11 protein-coding genes, 3 pseudogenes and 3 other annotated features are annotated in these 17,680 nt (G+C 60.6%); of the genes and pseudogenes, 10 read left to right on the top strand and 4 right to left on the bottom strand.

From position 1 onward, the window contains the following. Positions 1 to 38 precede the first annotated feature (38 nt). On the top strand, positions 39 to 1,106 hold the full coding sequence (locus G6N43_RS27630) for a hypothetical protein (protein WP_133056595.1): 1,068 nt from the start codon (positions 39 to 41) through the stop codon (positions 1,104 to 1,106). A 28-nt stretch (positions 1,107 to 1,134) separates the two neighbouring features. Here the strand turns inward: G6N43_RS27630 and G6N43_RS27625 are convergent. Continuing rightward, positions 1,135 to 2,384 (bottom strand): annotated as a pseudogene (locus G6N43_RS27625) (IS3 family transposase). Next, positions 1,956 to 2,085 (bottom strand) — a sequence feature (AL1L pseudoknot). (Overlaps the previous pseudogene by 130 nt.) A gap of 17 nt (positions 2,385 to 2,401) precedes the next feature. After that, positions 2,402 to 2,551, bottom strand: a pseudogene (locus tag G6N43_RS31150) (DUF3375 domain-containing protein); the annotation flags it as partial. Positions 2,552 to 2,828: 277 nt separating this feature from the next. Here G6N43_RS31150 and G6N43_RS27620 point away from each other — a divergent pair. From G6N43_RS27620 to G6N43_RS27610, 3 genes and pseudogenes are all read left to right on the top strand, one after another. After that, positions 2,829 to 4,059, top strand: a pseudogene (locus G6N43_RS27620) (IS3 family transposase). Then, positions 3,128 to 3,257, top strand: a sequence feature (AL1L pseudoknot). Its footprint overlaps the pseudogene before it by 130 nt. A gap of 127 nt (positions 4,060 to 4,186) precedes the next feature. Continuing rightward, positions 4,187 to 4,441 carry a DUF4062 domain-containing protein gene (locus G6N43_RS27615; RefSeq protein ID WP_083157858.1) on the top strand — a complete coding sequence of 85 codons (255 nt, stop codon included), beginning with the start codon at positions 4,187 to 4,189 and terminating at the stop codon, positions 4,439 to 4,441. A gap of 532 nt (positions 4,442 to 4,973) precedes the next feature. Beyond that, positions 4,974 to 5,483 carry an SIR2 family NAD-dependent protein deacylase gene (locus G6N43_RS27610; RefSeq protein WP_234810357.1) on the top strand — a complete coding sequence of 170 codons (510 nt, stop codon included), beginning with the start codon at positions 4,974 to 4,976 and terminating at the stop codon, positions 5,481 to 5,483. Between the two features lie 498 nt (positions 5,484 to 5,981). Here G6N43_RS27610 and G6N43_RS27605 read toward each other — a convergent pair whose 3' ends face one another. Together G6N43_RS27605 and G6N43_RS27600 are read right to left on the bottom strand one after the other, a co-directional pair. After that, complete coding sequence (locus G6N43_RS27605) at positions 5,982 to 7,694, bottom strand: SIR2 family protein (protein ID WP_083157856.1); 1,713 nt, start codon at positions 7,692 to 7,694, stop codon at positions 5,982 to 5,984. A 30-nt stretch (positions 7,695 to 7,724) separates the two neighbouring features. After that, complete coding sequence (locus G6N43_RS27600) at positions 7,725 to 8,564, bottom strand: FRG domain-containing protein (RefSeq protein WP_163658231.1); 840 nt, start codon at positions 8,562 to 8,564, stop codon at positions 7,725 to 7,727. A gap of 396 nt (positions 8,565 to 8,960) precedes the next feature. Between G6N43_RS27600 and G6N43_RS31145 the strand changes: the two genes are divergently transcribed. The 6 genes from G6N43_RS31145 (at position 8,961) to G6N43_RS27575 (ending at position 17,511) form a co-directional block, all read left to right on the top strand. Further along, positions 8,961 to 9,305 carry a transposase gene (locus G6N43_RS31145; RefSeq protein ID WP_244960516.1) on the top strand — a complete coding sequence of 115 codons (345 nt, stop codon included), beginning with the start codon at positions 8,961 to 8,963 and terminating at the stop codon, positions 9,303 to 9,305. Further along, positions 9,260 to 9,389, top strand: a sequence feature (AL1L pseudoknot). Its footprint overlaps the gene before it by 46 nt. Continuing rightward, a complete protein-coding gene (locus G6N43_RS27595; RefSeq protein ID WP_407664847.1) occupies positions 9,381 to 10,217 on the top strand; it encodes an IS3 family transposase in 837 nt (278 codons plus the stop codon). Its footprint overlaps the feature before it by 9 nt. Before the next feature lie 313 nt (positions 10,218 to 10,530). Further along, positions 10,531 to 10,713 (top strand): hypothetical protein, encoded by a 183-nt coding sequence (locus G6N43_RS27590; RefSeq protein ID WP_083157833.1) that lies wholly within the window; start codon positions 10,531 to 10,533, stop codon positions 10,711 to 10,713. Between the two features lie 646 nt (positions 10,714 to 11,359). Beyond that, positions 11,360 to 13,096, top strand: a complete 1,737-nt coding sequence (locus tag G6N43_RS27585; protein ID WP_083157834.1) for a type I restriction-modification system subunit M — start codon at positions 11,360 to 11,362, stop codon at positions 13,094 to 13,096. A gap of 83 nt (positions 13,097 to 13,179) precedes the next feature. After that, a complete protein-coding gene (locus G6N43_RS27580; protein ID WP_083157835.1) occupies positions 13,180 to 14,397 on the top strand; it encodes a restriction endonuclease subunit S in 1,218 nt (405 codons plus the stop codon). Between the two features lie 3 nt (positions 14,398 to 14,400). After that, positions 14,401 to 17,511 (top strand): type I restriction endonuclease subunit R, encoded by a 3,111-nt coding sequence (locus tag G6N43_RS27575; RefSeq protein ID WP_083157836.1) that lies wholly within the window; start codon positions 14,401 to 14,403, stop codon positions 17,509 to 17,511. Positions 17,512 to 17,680: the final 169 nt, after the last annotated feature.

Genomic DNA, 17,680 nt, shown 5'->3' with positions numbered 1-17,680 from the left:
AATCTGTACACAGAATCCGCACAGCACTCGAGCGATTGGTGCCTGAAGCTCTCCAGCATGAGCCGGTCCCGGAGGATGCTGGGATCGGAGGCGAGCCTGGCATCGAGATCGTGATATCGGATCCAGGGGGCGACTTGCGTTTGGAGTCTCCGAATGACTCATCAGAACCGGGCCATGATGGTGCCACCGTCGATGAGCCGGTCATCGGGTTCGAGATACCGCCTGACATCACCGATGCCGAGATCCGGAACATGCTAGGCGACGACCTGATAGGCAAACTGCACCGACTCCATGAGATTCGCGGCGTTGATGCTCTCGGCTGGTACGTCAGCTTTCATCAATTGGGTTGTCAGTACGGCATTTATATTCGCTTCGAAGCAGTGGTATGGCTTGCATTGGAGTTCTTGCAGGATGTACAAGTGCCTCTGGATCGCAAGCTGGAACTGGCCGTTCAGGCGATTCTTCGGCACGAGATCTTCCACTTCGAAGTCGATTGCATGATCGCCAACTGGGAACTAGCCACAGGTGTGGAGGTGTATTGGTCATCCCGTAAGCACCGCAATGCCGCTGGATACATCGAGCTCGAAGAAGGCTTGGCCAACGCCTACATGCTACGTGGATTCAAGTATCCGACTCGATTGCTTGGCAACGCACCTGGCGCGTATGCGGCACTCAAACGGTTCTGCGAACGGCAGCCCATCGGGTACAAGGATGGTCCGCGGTATCTCAGGTCCAATTCGAGCGACCTCTATCTCCGCGAATGTAGTCAACTAGCTGATGACTACCACGGATCCTCTGCGGCACCGTGGCACGTGCCAGATGAATTTGACACGTTGAAGTTGTATGACGATGTAACACAGATCGATTGGACGCGGTGCCCGATCATCCTGCAGGACCGATACAACCTGCAAGGACAGCTCGGCATCAACATCTCGTACTTTCGAACGGTCGAGCGAATCGTCGAGACTGATCGATTCCGACGCGCTTTGGCCAAGCTAGACGGCACCCTGCAGAGGCAATGGGAGAAGGTGAAGGACATGCTCGCCGTTACGACTTATGGGAACGGTGCCCGCTTCAAGCGGTGGCACGCCGGTGGGGATGACTGAATCGCCCTGGTTCTGACGGAGACTCGAACTATTGGATTGCGACCAGGGGTTGGTCGGTCCGTTGGGCATCGTAGAACGCTGCTTCGAACTCTGTGGGTGAAACGTCATCGAGGTAGCTGTGGAGGCGGTTGGTGTTGTGCCAGTAGACCCAGCCCAGGGTGGCCAGTTCGACGTCCTCGACGGTCTTCCATGGACCGCTGCGGGCGGGGCCGTAGATCAGCTCGGCTTTGTAGTAGCCGTTGACTGTCTCGGCGAGGGCGTTATCGAAACTGTCTCCGATTGAACCGATCGAGGGCACCGCGCCGATCTCGGCGAGCCGTTCCCCGTAGCGGATGGACGTGAACTGCGATCCGGCATCGGGTGACATGTCAAGCCTTCCAACAGGTTTCCGCGTGACCAGCGGGCCATTTCCAACGCGTCGAGCACCATGGTGGTGCGCATGTGAGACGCCACTCGCCAGCCCACGATCATCCGGGAGTAGGCGTCGACGATGAAGCAGACATAGGCCACCCCCGACCAGGTCGGCACGAACGTCAGATCGGTGACCCACAATTGGTTGGGCGCGCTCGCTGAACTTCCGGTTGACCAGATCCGGGTGGCGCGCCGCGGCCGGGTCCGGTGTGGTGGTGGGCACCCGTTTACCGCGGCGCACTCCGTGGATGCCGGCCGCGCGCATCAGCCGCGCGACCTGGTCGCGGCCGACGTCGTGGCCAGCGCGGCGGGCGGCTTTCCACAGCTTGCGCGCCCGTAGACGCGGTAATTGTCCTCCCACAACGCCACCAGGGCAGGCCCCAGGACCTCGTCCCGCTGCGCCGACGGCGCGCGGGTCTTGGTGTCGTAGTAGGTGCTCGGGGCCATCGACACCTGCGGTGCGCAGGACGGTGATGATGGGCTCGACCCCGAACTCGGCGCGATGGGCGTCGACGAAGTCGACTACTTCTTGTGTTGGCGGTCGAGCTCCGCCCCGAAGAAACTGGCCGCTCGCTTCAGTATTTCGTTGGCACGCTTGAGTTCTCGGTTCTCCTGTTCAAGCGCTTTGATCCGCGCCGACTCCGCAGTGGACACTCCCGGTGCGTACCCGTCGTCGATGTCAGCCTGGCGCACCCACGAGCGCACCGACTCCACCCCGTACCCGAGCTGGCGGGCCACCCGCGACACCGTGCCCTGCTCGGTGCCCAACTCGGCACGCAGAGCGCGGACCATCCGCACCGCGGCGGCCTTCTCCTCCGGGCTGTAACGCCTTGACGTGGGCTTCCCGGCAGACTGTTCCTTCGGCATACCTGCATCCTCGTTTCCAAGGTCAGGAGCCTCCGGGATTTCCAGGGCGATTCAGAGTCCCAGGCGGCCTGGTAGTCGGAGTACATCTGGCGCTGGCGGTCGCGGTACTCGGTGTTGGAGTCGATGGGCTCGTCGAGGGCGGCGGTGGCCTGCTCGATCATGGTGCCGGTAGGCCGGTCGAAGACCGGGAAGATGATGCTGGCAATGATCCTGCGGCTCAGTCCGATTAACCACTATCGGTGACGGACCCGACGGCGGAGAGATTCCAGTTGGAGCCGATCGCCGCAATAGGCAAGTAAGTGCATCTGGTCTAGGTGGGGTGATCGCCGTCGTTGAGGGTTGCGCTGAGACTAGGAGACAACCGTTCTCAGCGGAATCGGGACAGAGTGATGAATCGCCCTGGAAATCCCGGAGGCTCCTGACCTTGGAAACGAGGATGCAGGTATGCCGAAGGAACAGTCTGCCGGGAAGCCCACGTCAAGGCGTTACAGCCCGGAGGAGAAGGCCGCCGCGGTGCGGATGGTCCGCGCTCTGCGTGCCGAGTTGGGCACCGAGCAGGGCACGGTGTCGCGGGTGGCCCGCCAGCTCGGGTACGGGGTGGAGTCGGTGCGCTCGTGGGTGCGCCAGGCTGACATCGACGACGGGTACGCACCGGGAGTGTCCACTGCGGAGTCGGCGCGGATCAAAGCGCTTGAACAGGAGAACCGAGAACTCAAGCGTGCCAACGAAATACTGAAGCGAGCGGCCAGTTTCTTCGGGGCGGAGCTCGACCGCCAACACAAGAAGTAGTCGACTTCGTCGACGCCCATCGCGCCGAGTTCGGGGTCGAGCCCATCATCACCGTCCTGCGCACCGCAGGTGTCGATGGCCCCGAGCACTACTACGACCGACCCGCGCCGTCGGCGCGCGCGCAAACCCGCCTGGTGGCGTTGTGGGAGGACAATTACCGCGTCTACGGGCGCGCAAGCTGTGGAAAGCCGCCCGCCGCGCTGGCCACGACGTCGGCCGCGACCAGGTCGCGCGGCTGATGCGCGCGGCCGGCATCCACGGAGTGCGCCGCGGTAAACGGGTGCCCACCACCACACCGGACCCGGCCGCGCGCGCCACCCGGATCTGGTCAACCGGAAGTTCAGCGCGAGCGCGCCCAACCAATTGTGGGTCACCGATCTGACGTTCGTGCCGACCTGGTCGGGGGTGGCCTATGTCTGCTTCATCGTCGACGCCTACTCCCGGATGATCGTGGGCTGGCGAGTGGCGTCTCATGCGCACCACCATGGTGCTCGACGCGTTGGAAATGGCCCGCTGGTCACGCGGAAACCTGTTGGAAGGCTTGACATGTCACTCCGATGCCGGATCGCAGTTCACGTCCATCCGCTACGGGGAACGGCTCGCCGAGATCGGCGCGGTGCCCTCGATCGGTTCAATCGGAGACAGTTTCGATAACGCCCTCGCCGAGACAGTCAACGGCTACTACAAAGCCGAGCTGATCTACGGCCCCGCCCGCAGCGGTCCATGGAAGACCGTCGAGGACGTCGAACTGGCCACCCTGGGCTGGGTCTACTGGCACAACACCAACCGCCTCCACAGCTACCTCGATGACGTTTCACCCACAGAGTTCGAAGCAGCGTTCTACGATGCCCAACGGACCGACCAACCCCTGGTCGCAATCCAATAGTTCGAGTCTCCGTCAGAACCAGGGCGATTCATGACTCGATCTGCGTTCGGTATTCCCGCATCGATGTCATCGAACTGTGATAACCGTTTTGCTGTGAGTTTAGTATCCACTGACCGGGAGGTGGGCTATGCCGGGAGCATTGCGCGTGTTCGTCAGCAGTACCATGGTTGATCTTGCGAATGAACGGGCGGCTGTCGTGGATCAGCTGCGCGAGTTCGGTTTTGAGGCGGTGAATGCAGAAGCCATACCTTCGTCAGGTGAGGGCTCGTGGGCGATACTGGAATCTGAGATCCAAAGCTGCGAGGCTTTCGTACTCATTCTCGGCGAACGCTACGGCTGGATTCCTTTCGAGGGCCGCGCGCGGCGGAAGGACTGTCCGTAACCGAGTTGGAGTACCGGGCAGCCGGCAAACGTGGGTTGCCGGTATTCGCATTCTTCAAGAAGCTGCCCTATGGCGCGCCCTCCGATAGTGCTGATGCACGAGCACGCGACAAATTCCGCGAAGACGTTGCCTCCTGGGATCGAGGCTTTTTCAAGTCAGACTTTGAACTAGCTCGAGACCTCGCACCGTTGGTCACAGGGGCGCTCGTGCGTTACCTAGTTGACAGGGCACGGGCGCACCTCGCGCGGAAATCCGGCCCCTTCATCCGAAGCCGAAGGTGCTCCCGCCGCTGCCAAAGGCTCTCATTGATGCGGTTGCCGACCGTTCAGCAATAATGTGGGCTGGAGCCGGGATGTCCCTGCAAGCCGGTCTCCCGTCGGCAAAGGTGTTTACGGAGACCATCCTCATGCGGTTGCAAGAGCATGACCCGGGATACACCTGTGGCTGGCACGGTGGCGACCTCAGTGTCATCGCCTCCGACCTAGAGAAGCTACTGGGCACGACCTCACTACGATCGGCAGTGGTGGACCTCATGGCCCTCGACAGCACTACGTCTCCCCCGGAGGCCCAACTTGTTGCGGCTGACTTGTTCGATCTGATCCTGACCACCAACTACGACACCCTCATCGAACGGGCAGACCAGCACCGCCGGTTGGCGGTTGTCGATGGTGAGCTGGATGGCTCACTTCCCGAGCCGGCGCTAATCAAACTCCACGGGTCATTGGACAACCTTGATTGGTTGGTGCTAACCCAGCAGCAACTCGAACAGCACGCCAGGAGACGCCATCATCTACTGGATGTGATTCGTGGTGAAATTCGCCGTCGACCACTAATCGCCGTCGGTTCGTCTTTGCGTGACCCTAGTATTGTGGCGCTTTTCAACGAATGTAAACCAGAAATTCGTGGTTGGCTCGTGAGCCCGTTGCTGGGTTCCGTGGATGCGCTACGCGCCGCCGACTGGAGATTAGAGCCTGTGGTCTCCACTGCGGAGGACTTCTTCTCTGGGTTGGTGGCATGCCTGGAAACTGACTCGGCGTCTTAGCATGCGGGCTCATATGACGACATGTGCACCGTTCCCGCGGAATAAATATCCCATTCGTGCAATTCTGTTGGAGGAAGTATAGGTAGCAACGAACCTTTGACCATTCTTATCGAGCCGACACTCTCCAGCGGCCAGCACGGTATAGTCGGAGGGCGTGACGCTGTGACTAACACAGTGGTTCACAAAGAAAGTTCTAAAGCGGCTCGCAGTTGCTTCCGTGGTCGGAGCCGTGAACGGACGGTGGGACTTGAAAGACGCTGTCGAGCGACGGCCGGACGTGGAGGGTGGCCCTGATATGCCTGAACTTCCATCACGAGTGTCTCCTGAGAATCGAACGGATGAACCGTTGAGCTCGGGACGCGTCGACGAATCGATCACGTCGAATCAGTTCCGTGACCGGAGCCGCGTCATCCGTGAAGATTTCACTCGGGCGGTGTACCACGACATGATGGTCAAAATTCAGGGACTGCAGACTGCCTGCAACCGGCAGGCTTCGCACTAGCGATCCATTAGGGATGACGCCGCCAAAGGCTCGAGGCCGAACGCGAACTTGGACAGACTTCGAATCCTCCACACTAAATCATCTAGAAACGCGGCGTTCCGATCGTCAAGGCATGAATCCCTATCCCGCGTCGCGAGGGTAATCACTCCCACCGCAGTCTGGGTGTGGTCTGCAGAGACTAGGATAGGCACAGACAGGACAACTGGCCACCGGCTCGCCCGAGGGCTTTCGTTCGGGTCGTCTGTCTCTGGAAGGTCGAAGCGGTGGAGTTGCGGCCGGCCATCAATTAGTGCAATCACGCACGGATATTTTGTGTTTCTGGCAATTTCAGCTTGGCGCGCATGGTTTTCCAGATTTCGGATGTCGTTCTCATCCCACCTGCATCGTGGCCAGGATGTGCTGGCCCACCGCTTCAAGTAGCGGCGCTCACTTGCCGGATCCCAGATCGCCCAGATGTCGATCTTGAATCGCTCTTCACGCCCCTGATCGATCAAGACATCTGCGGTCAGCTCGGCTAGATAGGCCCGAAGATAGCGATCGAAAACCCTCATGAATCGAGGATTGTGAAACCTATTGGCGTACCAGTGTTCCCACCAGTACGTATACCGTTGCCAATAGCCATGCGGGCCTGCGTCCGTTGGTGAATCACCAGGTTGACTGTTTCGATAAGTAGCGCAATCAAGTTCGTCGCAAAATTGCGCGACCGACGAAAAGAAGTCCGGAACTAACAGGGTTACGTCCAAGGACTTCATGCGCGCCACGTGTTGAGTCCGCAGCGACCGCGTCTCATCGGCATCTACTGTGCGTGTTACGCGGGCTTGAATTGCTGGTATGGGAAGCAAAGCCGACCTGCACTCGCGCCCGACTCCTGCACTGTCCGGCCTTGCCGTCTCCTGTAATGCCGACAGTAAAGGAGGGTCTGTGAGGCTTGCGCCAATCACTAGGAGCGCGGACGAGCTAAACAGCCCACAAAGTAATTCGGAAGTTGCGGGTCGAAGCTCGGCGTAGTCAAGTTCGGTGAATGCCACTCTGCCCCTCAGGGGGTCTCTATGCGAAGGCGATATGCGGCCGTGCAAGTAGATGAAGTCGATAATGCCGGTAGTCCGATCAGTCGCCGCTGCAGCGCCGTCTTCTAATGTCCACACTTTTAATCGCGGCTTCGGTCCCCCGACGCCGTACTCACTTCGCTCGGCGTCGAAGGCATCGATACGTGACTGCAATTCCCTCTCGAGCAATACGTCGTAGTTGGTCGTCACGATGCGGGTCTTCTGATTACAGACAGCGCGAGTCATCGCCACAGACGCCACCGCACGAATTAGTTCTCCCTGATCCCATCGAGGTGGTGGATAGAGACACCTAGCAAGGCACCCATCCAGGGCATCCTTGGGTTCACCTGCTCCGCGAAGGTTCTGCTGGTCGTGGAACTTAGAGAAAATCGTAGTAGCCGCTTCTAGTGGCTCCAGTAGGCGGCCCAGCGTAAGGACATCTGTGTCCGACATTGGAGTATTCCTGCGGCGCATGTCATTTGCCATATGCTCGATCAATTCCGGCCAGGTGTAACCACCCTGATCAACCGTTGCTCCAGCGCCGACAAATAGCGTCAAGGTCGACGCTGATGCGAGCTTGTCAATGACCAAGTTCGGTTCATCACGAGTGAAGAACGGCCTCAACTCGCGGCTGTACTCGGACTGTCCGGGTAAGTTATTCATTGTTCTATTACCCCCAGCACCTTTGGAAGGTCACCCCTCGATCGATGTCTCAGACCAGCGCGCATACGGCTGGCTGCCCCAGCCGGAGAAGTCGAGACCGCTTTTCGGGTCGAATGCCCAATGCGTCTCGAGCTCGTAGCGTAACGAGGCAGCGAGTCCGTTCAGGTCCGGAAAAAGGCTCGCATTGTGGACGTTTCGGTCGTAAAGCGATCGCATCGCCTCGTCTCGAAGGCTATGCCGCAACGTAAACTTCACTAGAGCGTCCGACCCGCACGATTTGTCGATTGCAGCATCCGCAGGCTCGGCTATAACCCCGGGAATTACGAAGGTGCCCAATTGAGCGATGAGCCGCGGGTTTAGCACACCTGGATCTGACTGAGCAACAATATCATTGGTGCCTGGCAAAAATAAACGCTCAAAAGCTCGTGGGGCTCTAAAGCTTGGGAAGGAATCGCCGCCGACGATTAGGGTGTCAGGTACCTGACGTGTGTCAAGCGCAAAGACCGCGGCGTCGTCTGTCGCTGTTTCTAGTGCAAAGAAGGCCGCTACGTAGGGTGACCATGTGAAGTCTAACAACCGGGTAGGGCCACCATAATGTTGGATCAAAGCAAGCCATTGAAAGGTGTCACGGTCTGATGGCACGTGCGTTAGGTGTAGATGCGCCTTGCGTTTGAAGATACGGATTATTCGAGCCTCTTGCGGTTCCCAGACTGATTGATCTACGCCGAAATCACGAAGGTGTCGAGCTAGCGATGTCCACAGGGGCCAGCGTGCATCGCGCTGTCCACGGAATGCCCAGCTAGAGTACGGGCCGCCATTCCGCAAGATCTCGTCAAATTCCGACCAGGTCGTAATGGTTTCATTCAGCACGGCCGCACTATACGAGACGCAATGAGGACGCGGAGTACGAATTCGGGAATAAGTTGACGTCGTGAACATTAGAGACGACGGCTGGCATTCGCTGCGTTCATTAATAATCGGTGCCTGAGTCGCGAGGCATGGAAGTGGTGAATCAGCAGAGGTCCTCGAACACCTCGTACCCAGCGTTGCAACGGGGATAAACGAAATATAAGCAACGCCGTTGGCAGCTGGCTCCAAAAAGGTACAGCCCATCGATGCCCGTACATCGCCGAAACCATTGGGCCAGAGGCACAGACCGACCGGATCCGGGTGTGGCAGGGACGCGGCACAACTCGCCGGAGGGACGCGTCCTGAATCGCCCTGGAAATCCCGGAGGCTCCTGACCTTGGAAACGAGGATGCAGGTATGCCGAAGGAACAGTCTGCCGGGAAGCCCACGTCAAGGCGTTACAGCCCGGAGGAGAAGGCCGCCGCGGTGCGGATGGTCCGCGCTCTGCGTGCCGAGTTGGGCACCGAGCAGGGCACGGTGTCGCGGGTGGCCCGCCAGCTCGGGTACGGGGTGGAGTCGGTGCGCTCGTGGGTGCGCCAGGCTGACATCGACGACGGGTACGCACCGGGAGTGTCCACTGCGGAGTCGGCGCGGATCAAAGCGCTTGAACAGGAGAACCGAGAACTCAAGCGTGCCAACGAAATACTGAAGCGAGCGGCCAGTTTCTTCGGGGCGGAGCTCGACCGCCAACACAAGAAGTAGTCGACTTCGTCGACGCCCATCGCGCCGAGTTCGGGGTCGAGCCCATCATCACCGTCCTGCGCACCGCAGGTGTCGATGGCCCCGAGCACCTACTACGACACCAAGACCCGCGCGCCGTCGGCGCGCGCAGCGGGACGAGGTCCTGGGGCCTGCCCTGGTGGCGTTGTGGGAGGACAATTACCGCGTCTACGGGCGCGCAAGCTGTGGAAAGCCGCCCGCCGCGCTGGCCACGACGTCGGCCGCGACCAGGTCGCGCGGCTGATGCGCGCGGCCGGCATCCACGGAGTGCGCCGCGGTAAACGGGTGCCCACCACCACACCGGACCCGGCCGCGGCGCGCCACCCGGATCTGGTCAACCGGAAGTTCAGCGCGAGCGCGCCCAACCAATTGTGGGTCACCGATCTGACGTTCGTGCCGACCTGGTCGGGGGTGGCCTATGTCTGCTTCATCGTCGACGCCTACTCCCGGATGATCGTGGGCTGGCGAGTGGCGTCTCACATGCGCACCACCATGGTGCTCGACGCGTTGGAAATGGCCCGCTGGTCACGCGGAAACCTGTTGGAAGGCTTGACATGTCACTCCGATGCCGGATCGCAGTTCACGTCCATCCGCTACGGGGAACGGCTCGCCGAGATCGGCGCGGTGCCCTCGATCGGTTCAATCGGAGACAGTTTCGATAACGCCCTCGCCGAGACAGTCAACGGCTACTACAAAGCCGAGCTGATCTACGGCCCCGCCCGCAGCGGTCCATGGAAGACCGTCGAGGACGTCGAACTGGCCACCCTGGGCTGGGTCTACTGGCACAACACCAACCGCCTCCACAGCTACCTCGATGACGTTTCACCCACAGAGTTCGAAGCAGCGTTCTACGATGCCCAACGGACCGACCAACCCCTGGTCGCAATCCAATAGTTCGAGTCTCCGTCAGAACCAGGGCGATTCATCCACTACGTTGTTCATGTGATATGGCTCGAAGCCGTGGCGGATCTGGATATATTTGAACTGGGAGATGTAGCGGCAGGTCTTGTAGACAACACAGTGGCCCTCTCGTTCTTCAATTGCCGTGCTGATCGCGGGGGTGCCTCAACAGAAACGCGTATGTGTAGGGACTGGTGACGCACATACCCCCTGGCGCCACGTCGGTGTCATGCACCGACGGGAATGTTTGCCAAACGACGGGTGCGGTGGGTCTCGCCCTGGTTGGCGCGCAACCTGGTGACTTCTTGTGGTCGACCAGGGTCTGTTCGGCTTGACGTGCGGTTGCGATCTTTCCGCCGCGGTTCTCGGACACCTCGCGCAGGTGCTCGATGAGGGCACCGATCCCGCGTTCAAGGTCAGTCACCGCCTGACCGCCCTCGTCGGGAGCCGCGAGCGCGAAGTCCAGGCTGGTAACACGCTGGGTGGGTAAGGGCCGCGGTCAGCGAACTAGACGGCGGGAAGGCAAGCATGTCGCGCGTGACTTAGTGCTTCTGCTATTCGCCTAGGTAGGTACGAAAAAGCCGAAACCGATGAATGTTGAGGAGGTGGGTGACGTGTGGAGCCTCGATGGTCCTGCGTAGGTGGTCAATGATTGCGTTACTCGTAGCCCGCCACCAACTCGACGAGTTTGTCCTGGACGAGACCGGTTTCGAGTGAGGTGAGATGCCGCACGTGATGTGACGTCCGTCGGAGCCGTGCGGAGGTTGCGATTTGGCGCTGCGAGCCAGTGGATGGCGCGGGAGCCCTGCGGTCGCGGTTGAGTCCGAGTGTTAGAGCTCCGCGCGGTCGTTCACCGGGTTCCTCTCTCCGTCCTCACGCAGGGCAATTTGACGACCGGTGCAGCGCAACGACAGGTTCGTCGGCGGCGATGTTTGTCCGCGGTGACTTGTCGAGCCAACGGAATGCGCGGCTGCAAGACGTCGTGGCGGGCCAGGCCGCTGTGACGGATGAGGATCGGTATTTGGTCACCATTTACCGCAGCCACTCACCGCAGTGTTTTGTCGCCTCGTGTAGTCGGATGTAGTTACAGTGCGTGCCACACGCGTGGATGCATGTTGGTCTTAGGGAGACACGAATTGAGCCAGCTGGGCAACTTCGTCTGGGGCATCGCCGACCAGCTCCGGGGGGTCTACAAGCCGCACCAGTACGGCGGAGTGATCCTGCCGTTCACGATCCTGAGGCGGCTGGACTGCATCCTGGAACCGACCCGTAACGAGGTTCGGGCCCTGGCCGCTAAGTACAGCGGCGGAGCCCTCGACGTCCAGGTGAAGCGCAAGACTGGCCTGAGCTTCTTCAACACCAGCGCGTTCAACTTCGCGCGCCTGCTGGAGGATCCCGAAGGTCTGCGGGCGAACCTAATGGACTACATCACCGGGTTCTCGGCCAACATCGATGTCTTCGAACGGTTCAAGTTCGAAAACGAACTGGCCACGTTGGACGAGAAGAACCGCCTGTACCTGGTGACATCGGCGTTCGCCGAGGTGGATCTTCACCCCGACACGGTGCCCAACGCCGTGATGGGTGACTTGTTCGAGTACCTGATCTACAAGTTCGCCGAAGCCTCCAACGAGGAGGCCGGTGAGCACTACACCCCTCGCGACGCGATTCGGCTCATGGTCGACCTGCTATTCGCCGAGGAGAACAAGGCCCTGCTCGAACCGGGCACGGTCCGTACCATCTACGACCCCACCGCAGGCACCGGCGGCATGCTGTCGGTCGCCGAGGAACGCCTGCTGGAACGCAACCCGGACGCACGGCTGCGGCTTTACGGCCAAGAGATCAACGACCAGTCATACGCCATCTGCAAATCCGACATGCTGGCCAAAGGCCAGGATCCCGGCAACATCCGCCTCGGCGACACCCTTGCCGACGACCAGTTCTGGGACAAAACCTTCGACTTCTGCATGTCCAACCCCCCCTACGGAGTGGACTGGAAGGCCTCGAAAGAGGCCGTCGAGAAGGAAGCACTTGCTCAGGGCTCGAGATTCTCCCACGGCCTACCGCCGATCAACGACGGGCAGATGCTGTTCCTGTGCCACCTGGTGCACAAGATGCGCCCGAAACACGAGGGCGGCGGGCGGGCCGGCATCGTTTTGAACGGATCCCCACTGTTCAACGGTGCCGCCGAGTCCGGCCCGTCGAAGATCCGTCAGTGGCTGCTGGAATCGGATCTGGTGGAGGCGATCATCGCGCTGCCGGCCAACATGTTCTTCAACACCGGCATCGCCACCTACATCTGGATCCTGGACAACACCAAACGCCCCGACCGCGTCAGCAAAATCCAGCTGATCGACGCCACCTCGTTCTGGACCAAGATCCACAAGAACCTCGGCTCCAAGAACCGCGAAATCGACGACTACGCCCGCGATAAGATCCTCGCCCTCTACGACGCCTTCGACGAAGCCGACCCCGACAACTCGAAAGTACTCACCGCCAACGACTTCGGCTACTGGACCATCACCGTCGAACGCCCACTGCTCGACGAGGACGGCAACCCGGTCACCGACCGCAAAGGCAACCCCAAACCAGACCCGCAGAAACGCGACACCGAAAACGTTCCGTTCACCTACGGCGGTAACACCGACGGCGACGCCGGCCGCGCCGCGACGATCAAGGCCTACCTCGAAGCCGAAGTCCTCCCCCATGTACCCGACGCCTGGATCGACGAAAAGAAAACCAGGATCGGCTACGAAATTCCCTTCACTCGCCACTTCTACAGGTACATCCCACCCCGCCCCCTCGCCGAGATCGACGCCGACCTCGAGAAACAAGTCGCCAAGATCCTGGCACTGCTCCGAGAGGTGGAGGGGTGAGGGCATCGCTGAATCCTTTCTCGTCCGCTGTCGGGTCTGCTTACGCACCCATTGGGGGTTCGTTTACCGTCACTCTCGGGAAGATGCTGGATGCCGGCCGCGAGGCAGATCCGTCAGCTCGGGAGCTTCCGTACATCCGTGCGGGCAACATCCAGGACACAGGTCTAGACCTTTCCAGCGTCAACACGATGCCTTTCACCGAGTGCGAAGCCGCCACTCTGAACCTGCGACGAGGAGATGTCCTTGTGGTGGAGGGCGGCGCCGTCGGTACATGCGTTGTGCTGGACTCCGACCTGCCAGGCTGGTCGTTCCAGAAGACAGTCAACCGCGTTCGCCCTGTGGGCGACTCATCATCGCAGTATCTCGCATACGTTCTTCGCGCCTATCGCGATGCCGGGATTATCGACATAGTTTGCAACAAGTCGACGATCCCCCATCTGACAGCGGAAAAGCTACGTGCACTCCGGATTCCGTCCTGGGCACCGGGGGTGCAACGCGCCATCGCTGACTATCTCGATCGTGTGACGGGTCGAATCGACATGCTCATCGCTGAGCAGCAGAAGCTCATCAAATTGTTAGGGGAACGACGGCAGGCCCTAATTGAAAAGCGTGTCGCCTGTGGCTTGGATGACCGAACGTCGTTCAAAACCAGCACGCTGGCCTGGACGGAGAAGGTCCCGACGCACTGGCGTGTTGCCAACATCAGGCGGTTCGCTCAAATGAAGACAGGCCATACACCGAGCCGATCAGTTCCCGAATACTGGGAAAATTGCACTATCCCTTGGTTTACCCTGGCTGACGTTTGGCAGCTACGTGACTCGCGGCGAATGTACCTGGGTGAAACTTCGAGCCTGATCAGTGAAGATGGACTGGCGAACTCGGCAGCGGAGCTCCTCCCAGCAGGAACGGTTGTACTCTCTCGGACCGCATCGGTGGGGTTCGCCGGCATCATGCCGACTGCGATGGCAACGAGCCAAGACTTCTGGAATTGGATGTGCGGCCCGGAGCTGGAACCGGCGTATCTCGTGTATGTCTTCAGGGCGATGCGAAATGAGTTCCAAGCATTGATGATTGGATCAACTCACAAGACAATCTATCAGCCAGTGGCGGCAGCAATGCGCATCCCTGTCCCACCTCTTGATGAGCAGCGCGGCATCGTTGCGCATCTGGACGAGCAGACAGCGAGGATCGACACCCTGATTGCGGAGTCGGAGCGCTTCATTGAGTTGGCGCGGGAACGTCGCGCAGCGTTGATCACAGCCGCGGTTACAGGTCAGATTGATGTGCGGGAAGTGGCCTGAATTATGGGGCAACACAACGAGATCGAGTTCGAGAAGGAGCTCGCTGAGTATCTGGCTGCCCATGGCTGGTTGTACTCGACCAATGATGCTGGCTATGACAAGGAACGAGCACTGTTTCCGGAGGACGTGCTGCGTTGGTTGGCGGACACACAGCCGGAGCAGTTGGCAAAGGTCGTCAAACCAGGCTCCGGAGACGAGGCCAAACAGCGGTCGCAGTTACTGGACCGGATCGTCAAAGTCCTTGACACCCGGTTGGACAACGGCGGCGGGACACTGAGCGTCTTACGCAAGGGGTTGTCGCATCTAGCTGCGAAGTTCCAGATGTGTGTGTTCAAACCCGAAACGACTCTCAACGAGAAACGCAACGTCGACTACGCCGCGGTGCGGGTGCGGGTGATGCGGCAGGTCCACTTCTCCACCGCCGACCAGCGATCGGTGGACCTAGTGTTCTTCGTCAATGGCCTTCCGGTGGCCACCGCTGAGCTCAAGACCGACTTCACCCAGACCGTCGCCGACGCGATCAGCCAGTACAAGACCTCCCGGTTGCCCAAAGACCCCGACACTGGACGGCGGCAGCCGCTGTTCGAATCCGGTGCGCGGGCGTTGGTACATTTCGCGGTGTCCAACGACGAGGTCTGGATGACCACCAAGCTCGCCGGTGACCAGACTCATTTCCTGCCGTTCAACCGCGGTACCGAAGACGGCGGTGCCGGCAATCCCGTCAACCCCGACGGGTCCAAGACCGCGTATCTGTGGGAGCGGGTGCTGCAGCGCGACGCCTGGCTGAACATCCTCGGCCGGCTGATGTACATCAAACATGAGTCATCCACGGATCCGATCAGCGGGAAGACCACCCGCTCGGCGTCGCTGCGGTTCCCCCGCTTCCACCAGTGGGAGGCGGTCACCAATCTGACCGAGGCTGTGACCGCCGAGGGTGTCGGAAAGCGTTATCTCATCCAGCATTCCGCGGGGTCGGGTAAGACCGACTCCATCGCCTGGACTGCCCACCGCATGGCCCGACTGCAGGTCGACAACAAGAAGGTGTTCGACTCGGTCATCGTCGTCACCGACCGCAACGTCCTCGACGCCCAACTGCAGGACGCCATCAAGCAGATCGACAACGACCAGGGCATCGTCGTCGCCATCGACCGCGCCGAGGCCGCCAAGGGCGGTGGTTCGAAATCGGGGATGCTGTCCAAGGCGCTCACCGAGGGCAAGCTAATCATCGTCGTCACCATCCAGACGTTTCCGTTTGCGATGGAGGAGATCCGCCGCAACAAGGGCCTCAAAGGCAGGACGTTCGCCGTCATCGCCGACGAAGCCCACTCGTCACAGTCCGGCCAGGTCGCCGGCAAGCTCAAAGCGGTGCTGACCTCCGAGGAACTCCAGGAGATCGAAGCGGGCAAGGAGATCGATATCGAGGCCGTGCTGGCTGCTGAGGCCAGCGAGCGGGCCGAGTCGGCCAACATCTCCTACTTCGCGTTCACCGCCACCCCGAAAGCCAAGACCCTGGAACTGTTCGGCCGCCGCCCCGCCGACGGTGAGCCGCCCGTGCCGTTCCACGTCTACACCATGAAGCAGGCCATCGAAGAGGGCTACATCCTCGACGTCCTCACCGGCTACCACTCGTTCAAGCTGGCGTTCCAGGTCGGCCAGAACGCCAGCGACGCCAAGGAGGTGGATCAGGCCCAGGCCACCAAAGAGGTCATGCGCTGGGTCAAACTCAACCCCCAGACCATCGCGCAGAAGTCCGCCATCATCGTCGAGCACTTCCGCGCCAACGTCGCACACCTGCTGGACGGGCACGCCAAGGCCATGGTCGTCACCGACTCCCGCAAGGCCGCCGTCCGCTACAAACGCGCGATTGACGACTACATCTCCAAGAAGGGCTACGGCTACGGCACCCTGGTCGCCTTCTCCGGCACCGTGCACGACCCCGAGACCGGGCCTGACGACTTCACCGAGGCCAGCATGAACCCCGGGGTGCACGATCTGCGCACCGCGTTCCGCGGAGACGAATACAAGGTGATGATCGTCGCCAACAAGTTCCAGACCGGCTTCGACCAACCGCTGCTGAGCGCGATGTACGTCGACCGCATCCTCTCCGGAGTCACCGCGGTGCAGACACTCTCACGGCTGAACCGCACCTACCGCACCCCCTCGGGCATCCAGAAGACCGCAGCCATGACCCAGGTGGTCGACTTCGTCAACGAACCCGAACTCATCCGCAAGGCATTCGAGCCGTACTACACCGACGCGTTCCTGGAGACCGAGACCGACCCCAACCTAGTGCACGACCTGTCGGCCAAGCTCGACACCGCCGACATCTACACCACCGCCGAAATCGACCAGTGCGCCGAGGCGATCGTGAAGAACAAGGGTCACAACGCCCTCAAAGCAGCGATCGACCCCGCGCACAAGCGCTTCGCCGAGCGCTACCATGCCGCCCTGATCGACAATGGCGGTGAGGGCGACAAAGCCGCGTTGGCGGAACTGGACATGTTCCGCAAGGACGTCGGAACCTTCGTGCGGCTCTACGACTTCATGTCGCAGATCATCAACTACGGCGACCCGGAGCTGGAGAAGAAGCAGCTGTTCCTCCGCCACCTCGAACGGGTCATCCAGCCCGACAACTACACCGCCCCCATCGACCTGTCCGACGTCGTCTTGAAGAACGTGAAGCAGATCGACCGCGGCAAGATCGACATCGGCCTCGGCGTGCGCGTCGGCCTGAAGGGCGCCACCGCAGCCGGTTCCGGCGAGAAGCGCGACCCGAAGATGGTCGCCTTCCAACAGGTGCTGGATCGGCTCAACGACCTGTTCGGCTCCGAGGACTTCACCGAATCCCAGAAGGTCTCGTTCCTCGAAGCGTTGATGCAAACTCTGCTCGCCGACCACGCCCTCGTGCAGCAGGCAAAGGTGAACTCTGCCAAGCAGTTTGTTGAATCGCCTGATTTCGACGACGCGGTCACTGGAGCGGTCGCCGACAACCATGGAGCGCATGAGAAGATGAGCGACTACTTCTTCACTAACGCGCCGGGCCGGTCACATTTGATTTCGGACATCGCGAAATGGTTCTACCAAGTTGTTGCTTCCGAACACGCGAACGTGTAGCCGTCGCCGGACGGCATGTATGGGAGTTTGACATACTGTGCGATGGCTCGACGCCGTCAACCGAAGGAAAGTCTCGCGCATGCTGTTCAAATCAAGCGGTCAGGTTAGCGACGACGTAGCCTATCTCAGAGGCCTCCGCAGGCGCCTCTTCGAACAGACCAGTGCGCCG

The organism is Mycolicibacterium moriokaense (genome assembly GCF_010726085.1).
GTDB lineage: Bacteria > Actinomycetota > Actinomycetes > Mycobacteriales > Mycobacteriaceae > Mycobacterium > Mycobacterium moriokaense.
This window is presented reverse-complemented; position numbering and strand designations above follow the sequence as displayed.

Bases quoted from the DNA above. Each gene is read 5' to 3' on its own strand.
- G6N43_RS27580 (WP_083157835.1), top strand. From the start codon at position 13,180: ATGCTGGATGCCGGCCGCGAGGCAGATCCGTCAGCTCGGGAGCTTCCG.
- G6N43_RS27595 (WP_407664847.1), top strand. From the start codon at position 9,381: ATGGCCCCGAGCACCTACTACGACACCAAGACCCGCGCGCCGTCGGCG.
- G6N43_RS27605 (WP_083157856.1), bottom strand. From the start codon at position 7,694: ATGAATAACTTACCCGGACAGTCCGAGTACAGCCGCGAGTTGAGGCCG.
- G6N43_RS27610 (WP_234810357.1), top strand. From the start codon at position 4,974: ATGGCCCTCGACAGCACTACGTCTCCCCCGGAGGCCCAACTTGTTGCG.
- G6N43_RS31145 (WP_244960516.1), top strand. From the start codon at position 8,961: ATGCCGAAGGAACAGTCTGCCGGGAAGCCCACGTCAAGGCGTTACAGC.
- G6N43_RS27575 (WP_083157836.1), top strand. From the start codon at position 14,401: ATGGGGCAACACAACGAGATCGAGTTCGAGAAGGAGCTCGCTGAGTAT.
- G6N43_RS27615 (WP_083157858.1), top strand. From the start codon at position 4,187: ATGCCGGGAGCATTGCGCGTGTTCGTCAGCAGTACCATGGTTGATCTT.